We start from the raw sequence: 25,745 nt of genomic DNA, 5'->3' as shown, positions 1-25,745 counted from the left end.
TTAACCCTATTTAGCTACAGCACAGATAGCTGGTTGCTCTGAGGGATTTTGATCAGCCAAATTTGTGGAACTGGCTGTGAGTAATATCTCATTCTTCATATTAGTTACCCACCCTGTAGCTTCGACAATCTTCATGGGTTGACCAATAGTAGAATTTATGGTGACAGTTGGCTCATCGCGGTTGTTACCTTTTGGGCTAAGAGTTGCCCAATCTAGTTGTACTTGATCTGTGTAAAAAACTTCTCTGGGATTTTGTGGTAAGCCACCTCTTCCTGTAACTACAAAACTACTTTGATTTTCACTGACACTGACTTGACAACCTTGAGCAATTTTCATATCTACTGGTTGGCTGGGTAAATTAATCAATCCTCGGCTGGGAGTAGTATCGGATGTGTTTATTTGGATGTTACCACTTAATTCTGGACTTGCACCTGTGGCAGTAATATCGCTTTCTGGAGTAATTACATTGCGGGACTGGATGCCAAAAATCCCCATAGCATTAATTGTCACATTACCACCTCGAAATTCAGCCGAATTAGCACTGATATCACTGTTTTCTTGGGGAACAGCAACAATGAAACCATCTGTAGTGTCGATAGTGATGTTGCCTCCAGGAATATTTTCGCCAGTAGCATTGGTAGCGATCGCACTTTGATTACGTAATACAATTAAAGACGATCTCAAGAATATATTGCCCCCACCACCTCTAGTATCTGCGTTAATTGTTCCCTGTTTATCAAGACGAATAGAATTAGCATTAATGTCTAAATTCCCAGCATTACCTTGGCCTAAACTGTTCACAAATACTCCCCCTCGATCTTCAATCAGTAAATCACGAGTTTTAATTGTCAAATCTCCTGCATCCCCTATGGCATTAGGTTCTGACGCAGCGAACAATCCACTGGAAGAACCAGTGATATTGATAGACTCAGCCGTGACGGTTAAATTCCCGCCATTTCCCACACCAAATGTACTAGCACTAACTACTCCACCATTCTGAATCCATAAATCACCGGTGTTAATAGTTAAACTTCCCGCATTACCAATAGCATCAAAACTTGATGAAGTGAATAACCCACTAGGAAAATTATTATTAGTGGATCTACCAGTGATATTGATAGACTCAGCCGTGACCGTTAAATTCCCACCCTTTCCTGCACCAAATGTACTAGCACTGACTACTGCGCCATTTTCAATCAGTAAATCACGAGTTTTAATTGTCAAATCTGCCGCATTCCCTATAGCATTAGGCTCTGATGCAGCGAACAATCCACTGGAAGAACCAGTGAGATTGATAGACTCAGCCGTGACCGTTAAATTCCCACCCTTTCCTGCACCAAATGTACTATTACTAACTACTCCACCATTCTGAATCAGCAAATTACTCGTATCAATGATTATATCTCCTGCGTCTCCTGTCGTATCAGGGGCTGATGAAGCAAACAAGCCACTGAAAGAACCAGTGACATTGATAGACTCAGCCATGACGGTTAAATCCCCCCCCCTTCCTGTGCCAAATGTACCAGTTACCACTTGTGCGCCGTTTTGAATTAGCAAATCACGGGTTTTAATGGTTATATCTCCCGCATTCCCTGTCGTATCAGGGTCTGATGACGAAAACAAGCCACTCGGAGCATTAGTGGTAGTGGATCTACCAGTGATATTGATAAAATCAGCAGTGAGGTTTAAATTCCCACCCTTTCCTACGCCAGATGTACTAGTATTCACCTGTGCGCCGTTTTGAATTAGCAAATCACGAGTATTAATGGTTATATCTCCTGCATCCCCTGTACTATTAAGGTCTGATGAAGCAGATAAACCAGTCGAAGCACCAGTGAGATTGATAGACTCAGCAGTAACCTTTAAATCCCCCCCCTTTCCTACGCCAGATGTACTAGTATTCACCTGTGCGCCGTTTTGAATTAGCAAATCACGAGTATTAATGGTTATATCTCCTGCATCCCCTGTACTATTAAGTTCTGAGGAAGCAAATAAACCAGAAGCACCAGTGAGATTGACAAAATCAGCAGTAACCTTTAAATCCCCCCCCTTTCCTGCACCAAATGTACTAGTAAAAACCTGTCCACCATTTTGAATTAGCAAATTACGGGTATTAATGGTTATATCTCCTGCATTCCCTGTAGCATCAAAACTTGAGAAAGCAGACAACGCACTCCTAGAATCAGTTATATTGATAAAGTCAGCAGTAACGCTTAAATTCCCTGCCTTTCCCGCACCAAATGTACTAGTAAAAACCTGTCCACCATTTTGAATTAGCAAATTACGGGTATTAATGGTTATATCTCCTGCATTCCCTGTAGCATCAAAACTTGAGAAAGCAGACAACGCACTCCTAGAATCAGTTATATTGATAAAGTCAGCAGTAACGCTTAAATTCCCTGCCTTTCCCGCGCCAAATGTACCAGTTGCAACTCGTGCGTCTTTTTCAACGAGTAAATCACTGGTGTTAATAGTCACATTTCCTCCATCCTCTGTGGTGTCAAAACCCGATATAGCAAACAAGCCACTGGAAGCACCACTGAGATTAATAGATTCAGCAGTGACGATTAAATCTCCTCCCTTGCCCACACCAAATGTACTAGTATTAACTTGTCCGCCATTTTGAATCAGCAAATTACGGGTGTTGATGGTTATCTGTCCTGCATCCCCTGTGGCATCAGAACTTGATAAAGCAGACAAGCCACTGGAAATTCCGTTAGTGGATGTACCAGTGATATTGATAGAGTCAGCAGTAACGGTTAAATTCCCCCCCTTTCCTAACCCAAATGTATTCGCATTCACCTGTGCGCCATTTTGAATCAGCAAATCACGGGTTTTAATGGTTATATCTCCTGCATCCCCCATGTTATTACCTTCTGATGAAGCAGATAAGCGAGTGGAAGAACCAGTGAGATTGATAAAGTCAGCAGTAACGGTTAAGTTCCCCCCCTTTCCCGTATTGAATGTACTAGTAATAACTTGCGCGCCATTTTGAATCAGCAAATCACGGGTGTTAATAGTTAAATTCCCCCCATTCCCTGTCGAACCACGACCCGATGCAGCAAGCAAGAAAGTGACAGCCCTATTAGTGGATGTACCAGTGATATTGATAGATTCAGCATTGACAGTTAAATTACCACCCTTTCCCGTGCCAAATGTAGTAGTACCAACTTGCGACCCATTTTGAATCAGCAAATCACGGGTGTTAATTGTCAAATTGCCCCCATTCCCCGAACCAAGTTGCGATGAAGCAAGCAATGTACTGGGAACTCCATTAGTGGATGTACCAGTGATATTGATAGATTCAGCATTGACAGTTAAATTACCACCCTTTCCCGCACCAAATGTACCAGCAAATATCCGTGCGCCATTTTCAATCAGTAAATCACGGGTGTTAATTGTCAAATTTCCGCCATCCTCTGTAGAATCAGGCAGGGATAAAGCAATCAATGTACTGGGAACTCCGTTAGTGGATGTACCAGTGATATTGATAGATTCAGCCGTGACGGTTAAATTACCACCTTTTTCTGATAAGGTAGTAGATGTTTCAATATTCGCCCCATCGGTTAAGGTAACTCGTTTACCCTGCACCTGTATATCACCACCTATACCACTAGCATTAATTTCTGCCTGTTGGGATATGTCAATATTCCCAAAACTTTGGAGGTTTTCATAACCCAAGGAAAAGCCTTGATTCTTAGGAGTAATGCTAACTAAACCAATACCTGCAACACTACCTAGTTCTATAGATCCTCCAGTAGTCCTTAAGGTTGCTCCCTCTAGACTTAAATTACCACCTACTAAAGCTAATGTCTGATTTCGTTGTACTTCTAGACTGTTACCTTGTACTTGAATTGAAGTTGGATTTTGACCCATTTGTAAACCCACAGGTACACTTACAGTCAACAAAGGAGTTTGGGAAGTGTTGACAGCACTAAACTCAAAGCCATCAGCAAATTTCACCATGTTGGCTGTACTAGCAAAAAATGACCCACCAATATCTAACCGTGCATTTTGACCAAATACAATGCCATTTGGGTTAATGAAAAACAAATTAGCTGTACCATTGCTACGAATTAACCCATCAATATTAGATATAGATTGCCCCGTAACTCGACTAATAATATTTTGAATATTTAGGGCATTATTAAAATACGCTATGTTACCAGTGGGGACAGAAAAGTCTTGAAAACTGTGGAATAAATTGCTTCCGACTGGAGTACCACCTTGAATATTGATGATATTACCATTCGTCGTGACCGTAGAATTATTGAGTAGAGTGGTATCTGGATTAATTTGGGCAATGGCAGGATTTTTAGACCAAATTACTGCACCTATGACCGCAGCGATCGCCATATTTAACCTGACTATACTACTTAAGCTTATAGTTGCCTCAAACATTCCACCCTCTGATACAAAATAGTTTTCTAGGTTGATTGTGTTGCAATGATATAAATGTTGATCAACGAATAATTTAGGGTTTCATCTCCACAAATTTTTAATCAACCCTGTTTTTGAACCTAGTACAAAATCAGACTTACCTAACTAACTCTTTAGCAAGTTCTAATTTTTTTGTTGATCTGAGACTTCTTGTATTAATGCCATATTTTTTTCGCCAGGATTGATGAGTGTTGCCATAGTATTCGCAAAATTGACGAAAAAAATGGTTAAGACTCTGATAGCCTACTGCTAAAGCAATTTTCTCTACAGACTGGTTTGTTTCTAACAACAAAGTGCGTGCTGCTGTCATTATTTGCGCCAATCGTTTCAAATCCTTCTGTCTCTAAACAATCTAGCAACATCTCTCTAATTTGTTGCTCATTCTCAATCACTAATACTTTTGTCATCTATTTCTTCCTCACCCTAATAACAAGTTGCCAAAATTAGTATTTTGCATGGCTAGTCCCAATCCATTACCAGGTAAATCACCGACATTCTTACCTCGATAAAATGGTTCAAACAATTTTTCTAAATCTGTAGGTGCAATTCCAATACCCTGATCTTTAATCTGAAAAATCACTTTTTCAGATTGGTAGGATAATAAAAAACTGACAATACTGCCATCTGGAGAATATTTAACAGCATTTTCTAGCAGATTCGTCAGAATCAGCTGAAGCATTCTTTTATCTACGCTAACTAATGAAGAATTGCCTTGACTGGAAAAATTAATATGGTGCTGGTATCTATCATTTGGATATAGTTCAGCTAGGAGATTGTGGCAAAACTGTAAGAGATCGAGTGGTTTTGGCTCACACGTTAACTTTCCTGTCTCCATTCTACCGATAATTAAAACTTCATCAATTAGCAGATTCAGCATTTCGACTCCTTTTTGCAGCCGATTAAAGTATTCTTGTTTTTTTTCGTGACTCCAACATTCACTGTAAAGTTTGAGTAAGTTAGTCGCAAATGAGATGACTTTCAATGGCACACGCAATTCATGGGAAATCATAGAGATAAACTGTAATCTGTTTTCTCCGATTTCCTTTTCTCGTTCTAGAGTTTGTTGAATTCTCTTTTCTACTTGCTTGTGTTTGGTAATATCTACCGCTGTCAATAATTTAGCTGGCTTGCCTTCAAATGTAATGGTTTTAAGCGAATAATTTAGGTAACATTCTTCACCATTTTTCTTGATTAACTTAGCCTCTTGGCGTTGTGAAGCAATATATTGCTGCTTCTCTTGCTTTTGGATGTGTTGATATAAATCAGTATGGACTCTCAACTCTGCTTCTGTGTAACCAGTGATTTCCTTAACCGTAGGATTTGCATAGCAAATGTACCCATCTCGAAGGACAAGTATCATGACATCAGTTGCTTCTATTAAGACTTGAAATATAGTTTCACTTTGTCTGATATCTGCATGACTACCAATTATTACCAAAAAGCCTTGTCATTGTTGATCTTTAAAAACAAAACAGAGGCCTAGTGAACTGGCTCTCGGAATGACTGTAAATATTTTTGTTGATCTACTTAATCAAGAACAGGATTCCGATAACCGATTGTTAGAGGATGTGTGAAAATTCCTTTTGTTGGTAGTAAAACTTTTTATATACCCCTCAAATCCCTTTAAAAATAGGTATTTTAGGAAGCTTTCTGGGGTTTAGTGGGGATCTACAAGTGCTTAGAATCACACCTAACCACTTTTCAAACAACTTTTCAAACAACTTCTTAGGGAACATTTTTTTGATCTCTGTAATCTTTTGAGTTAACTAAGTTATTCTTAATAACCTAAAGCATAGTATCGCAAATGTTTATCTTTGAATGTTAAGCTTCGTTTAAGAATAAAATAACTTATAGGTTCTACATTTGATTTGGTTAAGTTTTAATGTAATTTAATATGTTAACTATGTTAACTTGTCTCCATCAGCCAATTAAAATAATAAAATTAATATAAAATTAGTGTGAGTAAATTACAAAGTAATGTATACTCCACAGTCCTATTTTATTTGGGAGAAATTGATGAATTTAGAAATAGTGCTAAAAAATATAGATGGTGTAGTTTTTGCTAGAGTAGGTCGCCATTTAAGAGATGTCGAGATGATTGTACTACAAGGACAGGGCGAACGCATCTTAATTGCTAATAAGAATCGGAAAGCAAATTCAAATGTCTAAAATAAAGTCAACTAACTTAGATAAATAGTGAGTGCAAATCAAAGTGTCAACTCAGATATTAAAAAGTTATAATTTGACATGAAGATGTAATTTTAATCAACAATTAGCAGAAAGTAAGCAAGATTAATTAGATGATTGCAACCTTAAATATAAAAGTATTGACAGCCTAACTCAATGTCTGATAAAACAGCTTTAAGCTAAGGAAAGTAATCTAGTTAAATAATGATTGCTCTCCCAGAGTCGTTATGATAAATTAATAATAAAAACATGGTTAAGTAGTTGCTATAGCAAGGTTGTAGCGATACAAAATAAACAATTTAATAAAAATTCGCTTTATTTTTTTAAATCCCTGGCTATGTAATAATTCAATGTAGTATTAAGTATGAATTTTACATAGCTAGTCTAGGAGAGCCATAATGATTATCCATATCTTGCAGGCTACTAATAAAATAACGGGTTTCTACAGTTGTCTCGCCATCGAATTCTCGTACAGACTCCACCATGCCTATGCTATTTAATTTTGCCCAGACTGAATCTGGGTCAAGCTTTTCTCCGATATTAGATAACATTAGATAATGACGAATTTCGTGACGACCATGACCAAATTCTTCTGTTTTATACGTGCTATGCTTTAATCCTTGGAAGTCTGTTCTTATTCCTTCAGCAATTAGTTCTTCTACTTGATTGTAAAGATTTCCTTGATTCTTTTTTAAGGTAATTACGTAGTCTGCATCTTGCTGGGCGATTAACTTCACAATATTTTTTTGACAGCCGATTGCATCTATTGTCACAATACATCCAGACAGTTCTAGCACCTTTAATAACTCTGGGATTGCTGTAATTTCATTAGAATGAGAATCTACTTTTACCTGACCCAGTACCATTCTATTTGTCGTCGCCCAGGCACTAACTATTTCAATCGCACTTTGCCCAGATGTTTTATCGTTAGAACCACACAAAATTTTCCCGTCGATTGCTACTATCTCCTCTGATGTTATCTTTTGTACTTATCTCATCCATGACAGAAAACATTCTTGGAACTGTTGGGGGTTTAACTGTGCAAAGACTCGCGCAAATGTATCGTGTGACGGAATGCCGTTTGGTAACTCCAAAAACGTTTTTAACCATTCATATTTTGTGCCGCCATATAGTTCAATTGCCACCCAACTATCTGCTCCACAGATCACTGCACACAAAGCAATGGTCAAAATGTCAATCAATTTATGTCGCTTTGTACGATCTATTCGTGGGTCTGACATCACAGCAAAATGGTCTGCTATTGTGATTTTGGGCTTGAGCTTCACGCTTTCCTTGGGCAATATTACTATTTTTACTATGACTTTACCATCAAAGCCTCATTGCTCAACCTCTATCCCATGAGCGAACGCTGCCTTTTTTCCAGCCTTAGTTTAGTATTTATGTACTATATTTAGATGCGTTCGCCCTGGTTATCTTGGGAACAGAAGCAGAATAGTATGACCTCAAAACCAGATTGCGATCGCGCTGTTACATTGCAACTATGATAAATTTCATCAGGTATTGTAGCTGTAGTAGCTCTAGGGTGCGTCAGTGCGAAAAAATCTAATCAGACACAAAACTATTTATACTGACGCACCTTACAAAACTTGAAACAGAGGAAATAGTGCAATGGCTAAATTAGATGAATATCGCCGTTCCTGGTAATGAGTAAATTCTCCATATAATAGATTAATACTCAACGGCTATATTAAAAAATATGTGTAGATGACAACCTTGTAAAAGCCATTGAGTATCATTACTAAGCAGTCTTGTTTTTGGACTTTGTTTTTTGTTCTGGGATAGCCGGGGTAGAACTTAACTCGGCTTTACGTTTTTCCCATTCAAGAACTGTGCGAATTACAACTTGTGACCAAGATTCATAAATCATAAGTATCGTTGTTAGTTAATTTGAGAATAGCGAAAGTTGAAATCTTTTTTGTTCATTGCAAGCCATTCGAGTGAAATGAGAATTTTTGGAGAGCTAACTTATGAACTAAAGTAAAATAATCACCTTGTAAGTGTTTCAGGAATTTGAGCTAATACAGCAATTGTTCGCTGAAACTTAAAACTGGTAATTAGTTGAATCTCCTTCAGATTTTTTTACGAATCAGCTCTGAGAGAACAAAATGTTGAAAGTATTTGAGATGCGATAAATGAAGGGCTGACAAATAAATCTACTGAATAATTTGAGATAGATGAATGTGGTAGCTTTACGTTAGGAAAGGAAATCGTGTTGCAATAAATTTCCCAAGCTATGAAAATCTATTGGAGAATTAAGTGTATGCAGCAGATTTAATTCATCCGTATCAAATCATACTATTACATATTTAATTATTCAAGTGTTTCAGCCAAAGTATCAGAAGATTGGAGGTTTTCTAACTCCTGCAAGCTCAAAAAACGCAATTCACCCATTTTTTGCTTGACTAGGCCTAAAAACTTGTTAAAAATCCTGACTCAAAAATTTACTTCATTTCATTCATCATTTATGGCGTTTCCCAGGCAACTGAAGTACACTCAACCTTCTATATAAAAACCAGTAGCTTTAAAAATGTACTTCACTAGATTGAGAAACGCTATAAACACTTACTTGTGCAGAATAGACTCTGCAACTTGGACAGCCAAATCAAGTCCTGGCTGCATTTTCTTAGACTGCTGACGCTTATCGTAATGCTTACGTTGAGTAGCTCGACTGTGGTGCATAGATTTAGCAGTAGACACCATTACGTTTTCTGGCACACCATTTTCTTCTAAGTATGTAATATACATGGAACGAGTTAGATGTGGCGTAATTGCTTTTTTAGTCAATCGATAAGCTCTGCGCTTGACATAATTGCAAACGGCATCACCTGTTAAAGGTTTACCACTGTCAACCATTGTGAAACAGCAACTATGTTGGGGAGCAAACACAGCTCTTAATCCCCCTTCCCACTGCAAGTGGGCATAACTAGGTAAAGCTTTACAATCATGCAACCAAGCCTGGAAATATTGATACAAACAAGTACCATCCTCAAATTTGACGTTAGGAATAGGAATCCATTCCTCTTCATTGTCAATCTTCGTATCGCCAGATTTCAGGTGAATCTGCCATTTATCATCTTTCCAAACTAAAGTTTTCCCCTCCTCTAGCTCTCGCACAGTTCTTTGACGGTCAGGTGGCAAGAAAGCCCAAAAACTACATAATAAGAAAACCTGAAGACTTTGCCCTATGCCACGAAGCACACGTAATCCGGAAGGCTGTTTTCTGTTTGGGCGTACATAGGCTACTACAGTAGCTTCCTGACGCAAGGTCTCCACCAGTCTCAACCACTCTGGCCAGTCTAACCATTTCTTGTCTATATCAATGGTAGGAGCAGCTGTATCTACCCGCTTCATCACCTCCCTTAAGAGTTGACGTAACATGATAATTACAGGGATATCTTCATAGTCCTCTGCTTGAAGCTTGTCAGTTTCATCACGATATAAGAATTTAGCAACAAAAATGTGGACAAGTATAACTGCCTGCTCCATACCTGGTGAAACTTTCCGCTCTTCCCGATACCAGCGCAGTAATCGTTTGATATCGCTCTGACATTTAATTGCTACCTGCCTTGCTTGTTCTTTTAATTCCGCTTCTTGAATTAGTATGGGGCGGAGATTTTTACTTATGTCCTTTAACAGCCAAGCAAGTATCTAACGAAGAACTAAGCAAATATCTCCAACCAGTTTGGGATGGTCAACAAGAACTAACAACTATAGATTACGAATATGCAGATGCAAAAAGCAAAAACATAGCTGATGGCTTTGAAAGAGAGATTATCCATGAAATAGAGATTGATGGACAAGAAATATCTTGGTCGGAAAGACAATTAATTGTGCGCTCGTTTGCGATTCAAAAAACAGCAGAAAAACATCTACGTGAACGAATACAGAAAACAGTAGATGCTCTAGAACAACTGAAAGTGCCTCGACGTGGCAAGAAAAAGCTCACTTCACACTTGGAATGGTTAGAAATATGTGAAGCTATTCTCAACAAATATAAAACCAGTGGATTATTTCAAGTTGATATTCAAACAAAAAAAGTTAAAAAAGTTCAACAAAGATACCGAGACCGCCCAGCTAGAATAGTAGAAGAAGTATCGTTTGACCTGAGTTTTAAGATTGACGAATCCGCAGTTAAAGCACAAATCCAAATGTTAGGCTGGCGGGTTTACGTTACAAATAAACATCAAACTGAATTTAGTTTAAAACAAGCAGTTCGTGCCTATAGAGATGAGTACTTAATGGAACGAGGATTTGCGAGGCTGAAAAACTTTCCTCTTTCCTTGACTCCGATGTATTTACAACGTGAAGACCATATTACTGGTTTAATCAGACTACTTTCTATTGGTTTGCGAGTTTTAAACCTTTTAGAATTTCAGGTTCGCCACAATCTAGAAAAAGAGAAAGAAAAACTTGCGGGTCTCTATGTTGGCAATCCGAAGCGAGAAACTGCAAGACAAGGGCGCAGAAATAATTCTGGCTGCATTTAAAGAGATTACATTGCTATTGATTGAGGTTAAAAACGAAATTTATGCTCACTTGACTGCTCTTTCACCTTTGCAAAAGCGTATTCTTGCTTTACTGGGCTTTCCAATCAGTATTTACACCCAACTTGATGGTCAATCTTTTACTCCTGAGTAGTCTTTCTTCTAACTCCCAAAAAAATGGGCGAACTGGGAGTTAGAAATCAGCTTTTTTGAGTATGTGTGTGACCGCATTTCTCAGCTTGGGAATATTCCATCTTTGGGGTCTATTATTCGCGAAAAATCTGCTCTTCATCCCTTGGGTTGGTCATGGATGCCCGAATAACTCCTGACCCCGAACTATTGAGCGGATACAAGATTTCTACAATTGTAGAAATCTTGGGAATTGAAGTTTAAATTGGAAATTTTGTGGCAGGGTTAGCGCGTCTCAAACCCTATTGACAGGGGGATTATGGGACTGAGTTTGAGAGAACAGCAGCTAACACAGAAGGCATGTAGCGATCGTTCATAGCTGCTCGTCGTGATTTTTGGCGAATACTGCGACGAAAAGACGATTCTCGCTCTAAAGCATTGATGGCAATGCGACGTAGTAAAGCAAAGTTTTGTGGAAGGAAACCTTCCCCACAAACTTTTCGCTTTTTCTATCCGTATAGCTATAAATTTTGGCTCTCCCAGACTAGATATGTTAAATTAACAACAGAAATACCAATTTAGTAAAACCCTTCTTCTAAAACTATTAAAGTTAGTTAAGCCATAAGCTCTGCGTTTAATGAGCTTAATCTTCTGATTAATTCCTTCTACGATACCTTGAGTAGTTCGGTGATCAAAATAAGCAAGAATTTCATCTATCCATCTACAGATGGTTCGACAACTTTTGGGGAATAATTTATAAGCTGCTTGAGTCCATTCCAGGAATTTATCTAAGGCTTCATCACTGGTTATCGGACTTTCAAATATATCTCTAATTGCTTCTTTATTCCGATACATTTCTCCTAACTCTGGAGCAACTTTTTGGAGTGAAGCTATCTTCGCCTTTTCTTCATCACTCAGGCTTTCTTTTTTCTTTAGCAAAGGGTATTTACTGTGAGTTAAGCCAGCTAATTTCTTTTCTCTTTCTTGGCGATTTTTAATTTTCTCTGCTGCTCTTTTTTCCTGTTTTCTTCTTGCGTCTAACTCCTGGTTTATTTGTTTCATGACATGGAATCTATCTGCCACCACTTGAGCATTCGGTAGCATTTCTTGGATTAAACTTTTATAGGGTATCCATAAGTCTATGCTGACTTCTTCTATTTGATTCAGTACCTCTGAACCTAGACTGGATAAGTATTCTGCTATAACTGCTTTATTTCTTTTTTCTAACAAAGCTATGGGTCTTCTTGTCTCTAAATCTACTAATACTGCTGCATAATTCTTTCCCCCTTTTAATTGTGTGATTTCATCTATTCCTAGCTTTTTTATCTGACGAGGTTTTTCTTTTAGCAAATCTGCTTCTAACTCTTTTAATATTGTTTCTATCTCAGATGGTGTCATTCTATTTCTTCTAGCTGCACTCTCCACATCCGTCTCTAATACTTCCTTGATTACTTTCATCCCTAGTCTTGTTGTGTAAGTTCTTCTACTTTTTACAAAAGACAGTTTTTCGCTGAATACTTTCTGACATTCTGTACATTTCAATTGACGACGATTTACTTTTAAAATTACTTGATAGCCACTCATGGGTATATCTCTGACCATATACCAATGATTTTGATGAGTTTTATCAGTTGTCTTTCCACAGCGAGGACACTGAGCAACTTTTGACTGACTTTGGATTTCAATTACGATTTCATCATCGGTGATAAAATTGTAATTCACAACCTTAATATCTTCAATATTAATAACTTTAGTAATAAAATGAAGTAGGGGATTAGAAGGCATATTTATTAAAATGCTAATTTTATTCTCAACCTTTCTTGCTTATTTATAGTCTTAATTGCTTGTATAACTCCTTCCCAGCTTGGATTATCGCCACTAATCACTGCTAATTCTATTGAATTATACTGGATTTATTCATGCTATTCTAGCATAACTACTCTGGGAGAGCCTAAATTTTTCCGCCGACTTACTTAGGAGTTAATCAAATAACAAAATTGAAGGTAATAATTGTGGATAGCTAAGTCTTAATAACCCATATCCAATTCCAGCCATACCATTGAAGAAACCGGGATTATACATATCTTGGTGATGTGGAGAAAACAAATAGAAAGAACCAGATTGCTGTGATTTATTTATAAGCAACACTGCTCGTTGTTGTGCATCTTGTAACAAATTAGGATCTAAAAATCTCATAGAAGCTTCTAGGAGAACATCAACGATGCCAAAGTTACCACAAGAGAGTCTATCAACTATATTGGAATTACTTTTTTGGATAGTATTTAAACCACTAGCAATTTCTTGACGAATTTCTTCATGATCAAATATCGTCAGACTACCCAAACGAGCTAACACAATACCAGCCGTCCCATGACTCCAACCAAGGGAGAATGAATGATTTTGATGGCTGGCTTCCGAGGAATTAGCAGTTTCGGCAACTAAAAGACTGCGTTCATAGGCGATCGCCTCTTTTGCACCTAACAAGAAACTACCATCCAAAGTGATATCATATAATCTCAGCAAGGCATAGGCAATACCAGCCGCACCATAAGCAAACCCTGGTAACAGTTTCTTCTCTGCGGTCTTCCAAGCTTTAATCCCTATATCACTGGCGATTCCCTGCTGCAATATATGATTTCCACAACTAATAGCCTGTTCTAAATACCATGTGTCGCCAGTCGTTGTGTACAACGAGAGGAATGCTAACACCGCACCGGCCGAGCCTGAACTAATATTTAAATCTTGGTCTTTACTAATGATATCTGGTGTGATTAAATTAGCAACTTGTTTGGCATTATCTAACAAAACTGGCTCATCTAACAGGTTACTAATCTTCAATAGTGCATAGATAAGCGAGCCAAATCCCGTGCAAACTCCAATATCTACACTTTCGGTTAATTCTGTTAACTTATCTGGGGTTAAATTACTTAAATATTGACGCAATGGGTGCAATCCCTTGAGGGATAAGCGACGATACTGTTCATCTTTGGTAACTGACCATAATGCGGCTAAGAATAAAGCGATTCCACCACTATCATCATATAAATGATGTCCAAGAGCTTTTAACTGAAACCGTTGGAATTTCGGAATATATTCCAATCCAATCCAAGCAGCACTATCATCAGTATAAAATGCTTGGGATTGGATTTTCTGAGCAATGGCGATCGCCTGTTCTAAACATTCATCTCGACTTAATGGTGTAATATTCTCAGGATTTGGCTCTGTTTGTGCAAGATTAATAGCCAAAGTACCTTCTGAATGATTGGCGATAATACTAGTATTAAAAGCACCTCGAATAACTTCTATTTGTCGCTTTAAGTCGGTTTCACACAATTTTTTAATTCGACTTACAACTTCTGGATAAGTGGGTATGATGCAATCTACAAAAGGCACTGATGACAATCCAGCAAATAAGGAATCACTATCTGTAAAAGTGCTAAAATAAGGAATATCCATCTGCACCATTGAATGGAGTTCTTGCTCTAACAATGGCCAAAATAAGGGCTTACTTTCCTGTGTAATATAAGCTCTACTAAGAAGTTCTAATTTGATGTTGTGATCAACTCCGTCTTTGAAATATTCTGGTTTTTGGGCATTACTTAATATAGAAGCATAAGACTGAGTTCCCCGAAATAACAGCCGAATTCGTTGATGAGAAAAATTTAATAGGGGACTATTCTCACCTAACAGAAATTCTCTTTGATTGATGATCAAAGAATATATTTTTTTGAAGCCGATGATTAAATCTTCTACATAATTATCTGGAGATATCTGCACTTCTCCCAATGATGGTAGATGAGTTTTGCCAAAATCTATAGGAATCTGCTCATACTTAAGACGCATTGTATCGGTGTTAATGTTAAGAAAAATGGGACTATTGTATTGAGCATCTTGCTCATCATTTACCACTAATGGGCTGAGATCATAGACTAGTTTTCCACCCAGTACTGTGTGCCACTGTGGTAGTAAGTGAGTTTGTAATACAGAATCCTGTAGCAAAAATCTTAGAGCTAATTCAAATGCGTTGAGAGGTTGACTATCGTCTTCTTTATCCTTAATTGTGGGGTGTATTATTGTCTCTAAATCAATGATAACTGGATGTTCCCCACAAGCTATGAGGTTTTCAACATGGCAATCATTACCTCTCAAGATATATAACAACCCTAATAAGATTCCAGTGCGCTGGTAAAACCGTTGTACTGCTTTTTGATCTTCGCAAGGTGAATATTCTACAAATTCAACCCATCCGTAATTGGGACGATTTAATATTTTTAAGCACTTAAATTTTAAATCAATTTCTTGTTGGTTCAACCAAGATAACAAATTGAAGTATGCTTCATCTATATGTAAACCCTTTGGTTTATATACTAATTTTAAGCCAGAAGTAAAAGTAATAATTATCACCGTATGATGATTATTATGAGGATCGGAAAGATTAGAATTAACTTCCACAACTTGTCCCAAATCCCCATCTGGTTGGAATAATTGCTGAATCTCTGCATAATCTGCGGCTAATTGTGACAAAAATTCGGCAATAGCATCAACCCAGAAATCTATGCTTAAAGCTAACACCTTTGCTAAAACAGGATATTCCAGGAAAAAACCTATGAGTCCATGCTCATGGAGCATTTGCTTGATAAATGCTTCATAGCGATCGCGTCTAACATTATTATCTGACTGTTTGAAAATATAAGCGATCGCAGATTGTCTAGTTGCGCGAAAACTAGAAAATTTCAACTCCACCGCATAAGCAGCAATTTCAGAAAGAGAAATCAGTAATCTCCTTTCTAGCAATCCATGAGCTGTATCGGAAAGCTGCTGATAATTTTCTCCTATCCGCGCCGCTAATTTTTCTCTAGCTGTATAAATAAAAGGTAAAAATAGTTCTTCAAAAGGAATAGGTTCTTCAGAGTCGATACAGTTAGATTTTATATCTTCTGAAAAGGCAATTGTTGCTGCCTTAACACCCCTATTTAATGTTTCTGTCCAAGAGGGTAAACTGATTTGATCGATTAGAGAAACGGGAGAAACAGCACGACGAGCATCTTCTAATGTCAACCCATCCCAAATTAGGCGATTTTCAAATTTTTTATCGTCCCCATTAGCAGCAGCTTCACGCCATTTCTCTATTCTGGTATTCACTAAATCATCTATATTTTTTATATAATTTACTATAAATTTAGAACTAAGACGCTCAGACAAAGTACTAGCTTTTTCTACAATGCTAATTAATTGTTCGTGGGTAAATTCCATAGGATATCAAAAAAATAGGGCTTGAATAAAAAATAGTAACCACGTTCTAAAAACTGAATTAAATCTAATTCCAATAAGCTTATTTGTTGATAGAGTTAAGTGTTGTGCATAAAAATGCACAACACCTAGATGAGATTAGAGTTAAGGTGTGGAAATCTATGAGATGGGAAAGGAAAAAGCTACAAACTATTTCCTATCGGATGTAAAAGCTCCCCCTGCTTCCTTACTTTTTTACATTCCCCTAAATATGATGTTACCGATTGCTCTGCGGCACAAACTTATTACGAAAAAATTTCTTAACATTATCAAGATACCCACCACCAGCTATAGCCTCTAATTCTTGTTCGCTGAGTTCTCCATCATTCATATTTTCATCAATCTCTGGTGGTAACAACAGATAAAGTTGCTTTGGACTCTGTTGTACAGCTTGAATACTCAAATCTGAAGGTAAACTTGTACCTAGTTCTTCTTCGACGACTGCTTTGGCATTAGTTAACAGGCGTTTTTTATACGCAGAGTCTTCCATTGCTTTAGCAATTAGTCTATTTTTAAAGTCTTCTACATTAGATTCTTGGTGATTTGTACTCATGATTTACTCTCCAGTGGTTATTAAAAGTTGCAATTGACGGAGTTGCTAGAAATACATTGATGTGTGAAACAGTTCTCTAACAGAGGGAGGAGATATCTTGAATGATTACTAAAACCATTTCTTGACTGCTTTTGAGATTTTGGGAGATTGTTTAACAACATAGGGAGTAGCTGCAAGAAAAAGAAATCCTCCAGCTACAGCCTCTAATTCAGACTCAGACAACATCCCATCACGAACTAGTTCATCAATATCAATTGGCAACAACAAATAGAGATTTTTGGAACTTTGTTGTAGAACCTGAATTGTCAAATCTGCTGGTAGTTTTTCACCTAACTCTTCTTCCAAGACTGCTTTAGGGTCATTTAATAAGCGTTGCTTATAAATAGAGTCTTCCATTGCTTTAGCAATGATGCGCTCTTGAACCTGTTGGGGATTTAATGCTTCAGAATTTGTAGACATGATTGATTCTCCACTAGTAAATGAACTTGAATAATGAACTTGAATATTGATGCTCTTACTTTTTCCTATTCCTATTTTGTTTAATAGAATACTCAAAAGATGCAAAAACAGCTACCTGAGCAGCTGTCTTGGTAATTAACCTTGATACTGCGAATATTGATGCCCCTGCAACAGCCTCTAGTTCTGACTGAGAAATAATACCATCACGAACTAGTTCGTCAATATCAACTGGTAATACTAGATAGAGTTGTTTTGAACTCTGCTGTAAAACCTCAACTGATACATCTTCTGGTAACTCAGTACCTAGTTCTTCTGCTAAAACCGCTTTAGTATCGCTTAATAAACGTTGTTTGTAAGCGGGATCTTCTATTGCTTTAGCAATGATATGCTCTTGCAAACTTTCAGGAGTTAATGGTTCAGAGTTTGTAGCCATAATAGATGATGAATTTGGAGAATATAACCTTTGCAGAATTAAATTTAACCTTCATCTTTGACTAGAATATAAAGAAAGAAAAAGGTCGAAAAATTTCAGGAATGATGGCAACGATCTTACTTTCTACGCTTCACTCTTTTAAGAGAGTATTCAATGGATGCAAAAATAGCTGCACTAGCAGCTCCATCACGAATTAACCTTGATAGTGCGGATATTGATGCCCCTGCAACAGCCTCTAGTTCTGACTGAGAAATAATACCATCACGAACTAGTTCATCAATATCAATTGGCAATACTAAATAGAGTTGTTTTGAAGTCTGCTGTAAAACTTCAACTGATACATCTTCTGGTAACTCAGCACCTAACTCTTCTGCTAAAACCGCTCTAGTATCGCTTAACAAGCGTTGTTTGTAAGCGGGATCTTCCATTGCTTTAGCAATAATATGCTCTTGCAAACTTTCAGGAGTTAATGGTTCAGAATTAGTAGTCATGATTAATTCTCCAATGGATAATTTTTGTACTTAAATTCATATCTTGTAACTTTGTCAACAAGCAAAAATAGGTTAATACTTGATAAGTCAATATTCGTCATAAATCTGCTTTCCGACACAAGCGCAAGATGTCTGTTAATCTGTAGGGTTTCTAACTTGCAAACTCTTTGATTTTATTTATTGACTCCTATCAACAAACTTCATTAGCAATTGTGCAGTTTAAAAGCAAGGTTATCGTTTACTTTTCCATTTCCCCCACGCTTTTCTAGCAGCATAGTCTATGCTCGCAAAAACACTTAGATTAGCAGTTAACTTTGATACGGCTAATATAGTTCCTCCTGCAATAGTCTCCAGTTCTTCGTGAGAGAGAATACCATCGCGAACAATCTCATCAATATCAATTGGCAGCACTAAATAGAGTTGTTTTGAACTTTGTTGTAAGACCTCAACTGATACATCTTCTGGTAACTCAGCACCTAACTCTTCTTCTAAAACTGCTTTGGCATTGCTTAATAAACGTTGTTTATAAGCATGGTGTTCTATTGCCTTAGCAATCATGCGCTCTTCCAGGGTTTCAGTATCGAATTCTTCGGAGTTTATAGTCATGATTGATTTTCCTAGTTAATAGCGATATTAATCTGTATTGCCTTAATCTATCTTGCCTTCAGATTAGACGTATTATCCAAGGTTGTAAATGACAAATATTTATTTATAACTACTAGCACTTACACATTGACAATAAATATAAAAAATGCTTAGATATGACCCTATTCATAAATAAAAAAATGAGAGTTGTTACTATAAAATCTGCATAGCAATATCAATCTTTACTTAATATCATTTAAATGTTGAACTACAAAAAGACAACGAACTTATGTTAGTTCAACAAATGAGTTCAAAAAAAACACCTTCTCGCCTCATCCTAGAACAATATATCTGGGTTGATGAAATACTTTGTTCAGATTTAGTTGACTAAGTAAATACTAAGTGTACAGGCAAATGAGTGAACAAGAACAAACACTAGAGAATAGCCAAGAAAATCTGGAAGCAAAAATTATTGCTAGAGCTTGGAAGAGTGAGGCTTATAAACAAGAGTTACTCAAAAATCCTAAAGCAGTAATTTCACGGGAATTCGATGTGGAATTACCCGCAGAAGTGAATGTACAAATTTTAGAAGAAACTTCGACAAGTTTGTACTTTGTACTGCCTATGCGCCCAGACTTTTCAGCAGCAGATTTAAAGGATATTTCCGATGAAGAACTAGCACAAGTAGCTGGAGGTATAGCTGGTAAAATAGAGTTGTCTAAAGGAATATTTTCATCTGTCCTTAGTGTTGCTGTTGACCAGTTCAGACGATTTACCCAGCGGCGTAAAGACAAGGCTAAGTAGCTAATTTCCAGAATTTTCACGATACATATCCACAATTTCTACTACTCAATTTATCATTGAATTAAGGAGAAAAAATGAGCGAACAAGAACAAACATTAGATAATACCCAAGAAAATCTAGAAGCGAAAATCATTGCTAGAGCTTGGAAGAGTGAAGCCTATAAACAGGAGTTACTGGAAAATCCTAGAGCAGTAATCGCACGGGAATTTGATGTAGAATTACCCGCAGAAGTGAGTGTACAAGTTCTGGAAGAAACCCCAACAAACTTGTACTTTGTACTCCCTATGCGTCCGCAATTTGAAGAAGACGATTTAGAGGATATTTCTGAGGAAGAACTAGAAGCGATAGCTGGTGGTAGTTTTGCATTTTCCAAAGCCATTTCCGTCTCTGTCGCTTTCACCAGGAAATGGTCAATAGCTGTGGCAAAAAACAAATCCCTTAGATACACAGCAGCATCAGTGAGTGCCGGAGGTATATCCGCAGGTATTGGTAGCGGTGGAAGACATTAAGCAATATCTACCCTATAAACATATCAAGCCTTATCCTCCATATTCTGCACAGTTGATTGCTCGATACATCATTGAATTAAGGAGAAAAAAATGAGCGAACAAGAACAAACACTAGACAATACCCAAGAGAATCTAGAAGCAAAAATCATTGCTAGAGCTTGGAAGAGTGAAGCCTATAGACAAGAGTTACTGGAAAATCCTAGAGCAGTAATCGCACGGGAATTCGATGTAGAATTACCCGCAGAAGTGAGTGTACAAGTTCTAGAAGAAACCCCAACAAACTTGTACTTTGTACTACCTATGCGTCCACAATTTAAAGAAGGGGATTTAGAAGATATTTCCGAGGAAGAGCTACAAGCGATCGCTGGTGGTGGTTTCCTAGCTATTACCAAAGCCCTTTCCAAAGCACTTAATCCATCGAAGGACACTAAAAGGCTTGCCCACAAAGTCTATACTTCAGGATTGGGTGCATCAGCAGTAGGTGGAAGCTACGCTGCATCTCTCTATACCAAAGAATTCTTGAAGAAAAAATAAATTTGCTTGTTCCTGATTGGGAGGATGATTTTTGTTAAGTTAATTACAAAAGTTTATTTGCTGTTAATTTCACCACATATACAGTATTTAACATTTGTAAATAACCTTAACTAATCTTACTTTAAATCAACCATGAATCCCTTATTTTGAATGGGAGGAACACAAATTTTATAGCTTCGTAAAAGCCTATAGTTCGGGGGAGATTGAAAATCAACTCTCCCCTATTTTTTAGGAATAATTTTCAATTAATCACAAATTAAGTTTATGGAACAGCTAATTTCTGTAGTTAAATCTGATAATCATCTATCCGCTAACAGTCATCCTAGTTTGCCTTTTTACCGCCAACTAGGGCGTACTGATTTAACAGTAAGTTGTTTGGGTATAGGTGGTGGAGGCGGTATCTCTAGTGAAGATACCATCTATGCGTTTGAACAAGGAATTAACTACTTTTTCTATTCTAGTGATTTGCATCATTATACTTATATAAATATGGCAGATGCCCTGCGTCAACTGTGTGGGCGTGGTTCTTCTGTACGGGAAAAAGTAGTTTTAGCGACGGTGACTTATATTAAGAGTCCAGAATCTTTATTTGGTATTCTGATTGATCAGTTTGAAGAATTAGGGATTGATTATATTGATGTATTATTCTGGGGCTGGGTTGGCGATCGCGATGCTGTAGTTATCCAAGATTGCTTAGAACATTCTCCCCACTTGCGAGGGCCAAATACGGTATATCAAAGATTTGTAGAAGAAACTTATGGGGTATCTGAGCGGCTGAAAAAAATGGGTGCTGTTCGTTATATTGGTGCATCATTTCACAATCTCAATCTCGCTCAAGCATGGCTTAACCATCCTTTTTTAGATGTGATGATGGTGAGACATAATCCAGCTCATCGAGCAGCACAGAAAAAAATATTTGCAAATTTAGATGCAGAAGATCCACAACGTTCAGGAATCGTGACATTTAAATCTATAGGGGAGCATATAATGCCCCATCCAACATTGCCTGAGTGGTGTTGGCGGCCTGATGTACCTGATTTTTATCGTTATTCCCTATCACAAAACTGTGTAGACATCGCCTTGACAGGGGTGACAAACAGAGAGGAAATTGATCAGGCGATCGCTGCAATCCAGAAAGGCAAACTTTCCCCTAAAGAAATTGATTATCTCAATTTATATGCGGATATGGTTCGGTATGATATCAATATTAAGAACTTACCTCCTAGAGAATTATTCCGGCTCATTCGACAAGCAAAAAATGAGTAATTGAGTTATTGATTGGAAGTCGCTGATAAACTCTATCCCTTGTAGGTGTAGTTTTTTATAAAACTCAAATCCACACTAAAAAGCAAGTTACATAACTGGTAACTTGCTTTCTTTGACTGCCAAAATATTATGTGTAAGTGACATTAGCCTAGCGTAAATCTTCAACCATAAGGGGATGTAGTTTTAGGCTGGATCAATAAATTTAAATCTGCCATAACAATACAGATGGTAATCTTTGAGGATATAAGAATCTCAACAACTCATAGCCAATACCAGCTGTGCCTTGAGCAAAACCTGGGTTATAAACATCTGGAGATAAGCTAGGAAGCAGTTGAAAAGACCCATTTTGCTGTCTTCTGTGCAAAGCTAAAGCTATCTTTTGACGTGCAGTTTCTAAAAGTTCTGGACGATCTAATTGCTCAGATGCTAGTAGCAACACTTCTAAATTTCCAAAACTACCACAGCAGAGGCTATCTAATCGCTCTAAGTTGGATTTGAGGATTTTTGGCAAATTAGTATCTATTTCTTGGTAAATTTCATTGCTATCCAGAATCCTTAAACTTCCTAGACGACCAAGAATAATTCCAGCTAAACTATCATACCAACTATTGATAGATGACAATGATAAGGTGCTGCTATCTGCTAAATCATCTTTGTCAGTTAGATAATTCTGCTCGTAGCTAATAGCTTCTTTCGCTGCTAATAAAAAGACCGAGTTTTGAGTAACTTCATACAAGCGTAATAAAGCATAGGCAATACCAGCTATACCTTGAGAAAATCCTATCAATACTTCTGGTTCTTCGTTAGAGTTTGTCCATACTTGCTCGCCGATGTCTGCATTTCGCCGTAAGTCTAATAAATGCTGACCCCAGCTAGTGGCTTGTACTAAAGTTTCTGCTTCTTTGGTAACTGCATATAAAGCTAGTAGGCTCAGAATAATACTAGCCGTACCATCTAATATGCCAGGTATTTGTTTGTCAGCAGTTGTATCTAGTGTGAGCCAAGAGGCTATTTGTTTAGCATCATCAATTAGCTTTGTTTCACCTAACAATTCCGAAATCTGCACTAAAGCATAGACTAGAGAAGCTAGACCTTTAGTACCGCTAAGACCCATGTTTTTAGTGAGAATTTCCTGAAAAGATGGGTCTTTTTCTGCTAAAGCCTGACGTAATAAATATATAGATCCTAATGCTAGTTCCTTAAATTCTGATTGATTGGTGACATTTGCTAATGCTGCCAAAAATAGAGCTATGCCACAATTGCCATTATATAAACTAAAATCGAGGGGTAGCAGTTGAAACCTTTGAATGTTAGTCTGATATATCATTCCTGCCCAAGCCACATCTTGATCATGACCGAGAATTGCTTGTTGCTGGATTTCTCTACCAATGGCGATCGCCTGCTGTAAGATGGTATCCTCTGCTAAAGGAACAATAGTGTTGGCACTAACATTCAGATTTGGGTTCTCCAACAAGGAACTATTCAGATCCTCTGTACTCAAATTGGAGTAGAGTGAAGCATTAATAATCTTAATTTGGTGGGCTAAATCTTCATCCTTTAGTTGCCGCAACCGATCAATAACAGCATCATAACTATAAACCTCGAAGAAATCATCAATAGTTGTTTCTGAATTAATGATGATAGCTTTGCTGTTGGAATTTCCGGCGATATAGGGGATATCTAGCTGTTCTAAAGCCTGCTTTTCCGGTGATATAATTCCCCATAAAGGATGTAGCTCATCTGCTAGTGAAATAAATCCTTTGCTGATGACATCTAACTGAATACTACGTTCTACACCATCTCGAAGATACTGATAACGTAGGGAGTTGGACAGTATATTGAAATAAAGTTGCGTATTCCGCAAGACAATACGTAATTTCTGATTTTTAAATAGCTTGATTGGGCTATTATCTGCTAATAAATACTCTTGGTATTGTCGGAAAAATCCATACATTTGCTGAAAACCATCTATTAATTCTTGATTATGGGTTTTCAGCGAGGTATCAATACCATCCCCAAAAGGTTGATTTTTTTGCTTTTGCGACTCATTATTTGTATCTTCTTGCACCTCCATTATCATGCCATCTGTATTAATGTAATTCCATACAAATTTCAGTAAAGGAATATTATCTCCACTCGCATCTTTAAGTCCACCTATATCTATTGCTAGATTGCTAGTTTGCCCAACAGGAATACACGCTCCTGGTAATAAAGCTGTAGCAGATACTGAATTACCTAGTTGATATCTTAATTTAGACATAGCATCATCAATGTCTTGATTGATGATTTCGGGATTAAAGAGCGTTTCTAAATCTATTAGAACTGGTTGTTCTCCAGATGCAATAATGTTCTCATAATGAAAGTCTGTTCCTCTTAAAACGTAAGCAATACACAAAACCATACCTGCGCGCTGATAATAGCGGTTTACTGCTTGTTGATTTTCACAAGGTAAAGACTCAACAAATTCCATCCAACCGTGAGTAGAACAGTTGAGAATTGTCAGTAACTTCAGAGGTAAAGTAACGTTCTGTTGATTGATCCAGCTCAGAAACTCAAAATAAGCCTTTTCTAAACCTAAGTCTTTTGGTTTGTATACTAGCTTTAATCCAGAAGCAAACTGGACAATCATCACTGAACGTCCACGATTATGAGGATCAGATAGTCCACCTTCAATATTAATTACTTTTTCTAATTCTCTTTCAGGAGAGAAAACTTGATTAATTTTATCCCAATCCGAAGCCAATCTTAGGATAAATTCTTCTACCGTTTCTACCCATAAATCTGTAACTGTCGCTGCTAATCTAGCAGCAACGCTATACTCTTTAAAAAAGAATAATAGGTTATTGTCTAGTATTTGTTTGACGAAATTTTTATACTTATAACTAGAATAATTTCCTTGCAATTTCTGGATAAGGTGATTTAATCCAGAACTACGAGAAGAACGAAATAATGTAAATTCAATGTTTAAACATTCTGCTAAAAGATCACTTAATCTATGGATAAGATTACGCTCTAATTGAGCTTGAGCATCGCTTGATAATAATGTGTTACTAAAACCTAAGCGTGCCATTAACTTTTGTTTGGCTACTTCAATAAAGGGTATATATATTTCTTGAAATGGCAATGGATCTTGAATGTCTATATAAGAATATTTTTGTACACTTGTCTCGTCAAAAATTTCTCCTCCAATAGAGCCAGCAACTACCATTGCTTGCCTTAACGTGTCAGTCCAATTTGGTAATTCAGCATGATCTGGCAGACTAACTTGACCTAAAGCAGAGCGAACAATATTAATGTCTAGTTTATCAAAAGCTAAACGTTTGCTAAATTTTTGCTCATTTCCTTTAGCTATAATTTGACACCATTTATCTAAACGAGTTTGAATTAACTCTTGATATGTTTCAGAATCTTCAGTGATAAAACGTCCATCTAGTCGTTCCCAAATGTTGCTAGATTTTTCGACAATCTCTACCAAGTCTTGTTTAGTTATTGAAATGCTAGCATCATGCTGATTGTTGGAGGTTAAATTATTGGAAATTGCTACATTATTCATATTAAAAC

The 25,745-nt window shown here is 37.3% G+C and carries 17 protein-coding genes and 3 pseudogenes; 6 read left to right on the top strand and 14 right to left on the bottom strand.

The window, feature by feature from the left end; genetic code table 11:
* Positions 1-6 precede the first annotated feature (6 nt).
* From L6494_RS14680 to L6494_RS14670, 3 genes are all read right to left on the bottom strand, one after another.
* On the bottom strand, positions 7-4,401 hold the full coding sequence (locus L6494_RS14680) for a two-partner secretion domain-containing protein (protein WP_237988456.1): 4,395 nt from the start codon (positions 4,399-4,401) through the stop codon (positions 7-9).
* Between the two features lie 136 nt (positions 4,402-4,537).
* Positions 4,538-4,750, bottom strand: a complete 213-nt coding sequence (locus L6494_RS14675) for a helix-turn-helix domain-containing protein (protein ID WP_237988455.1) — start codon at positions 4,748-4,750, stop codon at positions 4,538-4,540.
* A 108-nt stretch (positions 4,751-4,858) separates the two neighbouring features.
* Positions 4,859-5,878 carry a PAS domain-containing sensor histidine kinase gene (locus L6494_RS14670; protein WP_237988454.1) on the bottom strand — a complete coding sequence of 340 codons (1,020 nt, stop codon included), beginning with the start codon at positions 5,876-5,878 and terminating at the stop codon, positions 4,859-4,861.
* 539 nt (positions 5,879-6,417) lie between these two features.
* On the opposite strand from L6494_RS14670, the gene L6494_RS14665 reads away from it, so the two are divergent.
* Positions 6,418-6,609 (top strand): hypothetical protein, encoded by a 192-nt coding sequence (locus L6494_RS14665; RefSeq protein ID WP_237988453.1) that lies wholly within the window; start codon positions 6,418-6,420, stop codon positions 6,607-6,609.
* A gap of 434 nt (positions 6,610-7,043) precedes the next feature.
* Here L6494_RS14665 and L6494_RS14660 read toward each other — a convergent pair.
* A pseudogene (locus L6494_RS14660) lies at positions 7,044-7,913 on the bottom strand (ISAs1 family transposase); the annotation flags it as partial.
* A 1,297-nt stretch (positions 7,914-9,210) separates the two neighbouring features.
* A complete protein-coding gene (locus L6494_RS14655; protein WP_237988452.1) occupies positions 9,211-10,134 on the bottom strand; it encodes a hypothetical protein in 924 nt (307 codons plus the stop codon).
* A gap of 110 nt (positions 10,135-10,244) precedes the next feature.
* Here L6494_RS14655 and L6494_RS14650 point away from each other — a divergent pair.
* Positions 10,245-11,286 (top strand): annotated as a pseudogene (locus L6494_RS14650) (IS1634 family transposase); the annotation flags it as partial.
* A gap of 292 nt (positions 11,287-11,578) precedes the next feature.
* On the opposite strand, the pseudogene L6494_RS14645 reads toward L6494_RS14650, so the two are convergent.
* From L6494_RS14645 to L6494_RS14610, 8 genes and pseudogenes are all read right to left on the bottom strand, one after another.
* Positions 11,579-11,743, bottom strand: a pseudogene (locus tag L6494_RS14645) (ISAs1 family transposase); the annotation flags it as partial.
* A 76-nt stretch (positions 11,744-11,819) separates the two neighbouring features.
* Positions 11,820-13,046: an ISL3 family transposase gene (locus tag L6494_RS14640; RefSeq protein WP_237988450.1), complete on the bottom strand. Its 1,227-nt coding sequence runs from the start codon at positions 13,044-13,046 to the stop codon at positions 11,820-11,822.
* A gap of 195 nt (positions 13,047-13,241) precedes the next feature.
* The gene (locus tag L6494_RS14635) at positions 13,242-16,514 is read right to left on the bottom strand and encodes a type 2 lanthipeptide synthetase LanM family protein (RefSeq protein ID WP_237988449.1); all 3,273 of its coding nucleotides are present in this window, start codon (positions 16,512-16,514) and stop codon (positions 13,242-13,244) included.
* A 253-nt stretch (positions 16,515-16,767) separates the two neighbouring features.
* On the bottom strand, positions 16,768-17,103 hold the full coding sequence (locus tag L6494_RS14630) for an NHLP leader peptide family RiPP precursor (protein WP_237988448.1): 336 nt from the start codon (positions 17,101-17,103) through the stop codon (positions 16,768-16,770).
* 108 nt (positions 17,104-17,211) lie between these two features.
* Positions 17,212-17,562, bottom strand: a complete 351-nt coding sequence (locus L6494_RS14625; protein ID WP_237988447.1) for an NHLP leader peptide family RiPP precursor — start codon at positions 17,560-17,562, stop codon at positions 17,212-17,214.
* 55 nt (positions 17,563-17,617) lie between these two features.
* Entirely contained in the window at positions 17,618-17,995 is a 378-nt protein-coding gene (locus L6494_RS14620) for an NHLP leader peptide family RiPP precursor (protein WP_237988446.1), read from the bottom strand.
* Positions 17,996-18,111: 116 nt separating this feature from the next.
* Positions 18,112-18,486 (bottom strand): NHLP leader peptide family RiPP precursor, encoded by a 375-nt coding sequence (locus L6494_RS14615; protein ID WP_237988445.1) that lies wholly within the window; start codon positions 18,484-18,486, stop codon positions 18,112-18,114.
* A 231-nt stretch (positions 18,487-18,717) separates the two neighbouring features.
* Entirely contained in the window at positions 18,718-19,092 is a 375-nt protein-coding gene (locus L6494_RS14610; RefSeq protein WP_237988444.1) for an NHLP leader peptide family RiPP precursor, read from the bottom strand.
* 393 nt (positions 19,093-19,485) lie between these two features.
* On the opposite strand from L6494_RS14610, the gene L6494_RS14605 reads away from it, so the two are divergent.
* The 4 genes from L6494_RS14605 to L6494_RS14590 all read left to right on the top strand — a co-directional run bounded on the left by L6494_RS14605 (position 19,486) and on the right by L6494_RS14590 (position 22,184).
* Complete coding sequence (locus L6494_RS14605) at positions 19,486-19,875, top strand: NHLP leader peptide family RiPP precursor (protein WP_237988443.1); 390 nt, start codon at positions 19,486-19,488, stop codon at positions 19,873-19,875.
* Between the two features lie 74 nt (positions 19,876-19,949).
* On the top strand, positions 19,950-20,384 hold the full coding sequence (locus tag L6494_RS14600; protein ID WP_237988442.1) for an NHLP leader peptide family RiPP precursor: 435 nt from the start codon (positions 19,950-19,952) through the stop codon (positions 20,382-20,384).
* Positions 20,385-20,474: 90 nt separating this feature from the next.
* Positions 20,475-20,918: an NHLP leader peptide family RiPP precursor gene (locus L6494_RS14595; RefSeq protein WP_237988441.1), complete on the top strand. Its 444-nt coding sequence runs from the start codon at positions 20,475-20,477 to the stop codon at positions 20,916-20,918.
* Between the two features lie 264 nt (positions 20,919-21,182).
* Positions 21,183-22,184, top strand: coding sequence for an aldo/keto reductase (locus L6494_RS14590; RefSeq protein WP_237988440.1), 1,002 nt, complete (start codon positions 21,183-21,185; stop codon positions 22,182-22,184).
* Between the two features lie 202 nt (positions 22,185-22,386).
* Here L6494_RS14590 and L6494_RS14585 read toward each other — a convergent pair whose 3' ends face one another.
* Positions 22,387-25,737, bottom strand: a complete 3,351-nt coding sequence (locus L6494_RS14585; RefSeq protein ID WP_237988439.1) for a type 2 lanthipeptide synthetase LanM family protein — start codon at positions 25,735-25,737, stop codon at positions 22,387-22,389.
* Between the last annotated feature and the right edge of the window lie 8 nt (positions 25,738-25,745).

This window comes from Nostoc sp. UHCC 0870, from assembly GCF_022063185.1.
GTDB lineage: Bacteria > Cyanobacteriota > Cyanobacteriia > Cyanobacteriales > Nostocaceae > Trichormus.
Note: the sequence above shows the minus strand (reverse complement) of the source record. Positions and strands in the feature narration are given on the sequence as shown.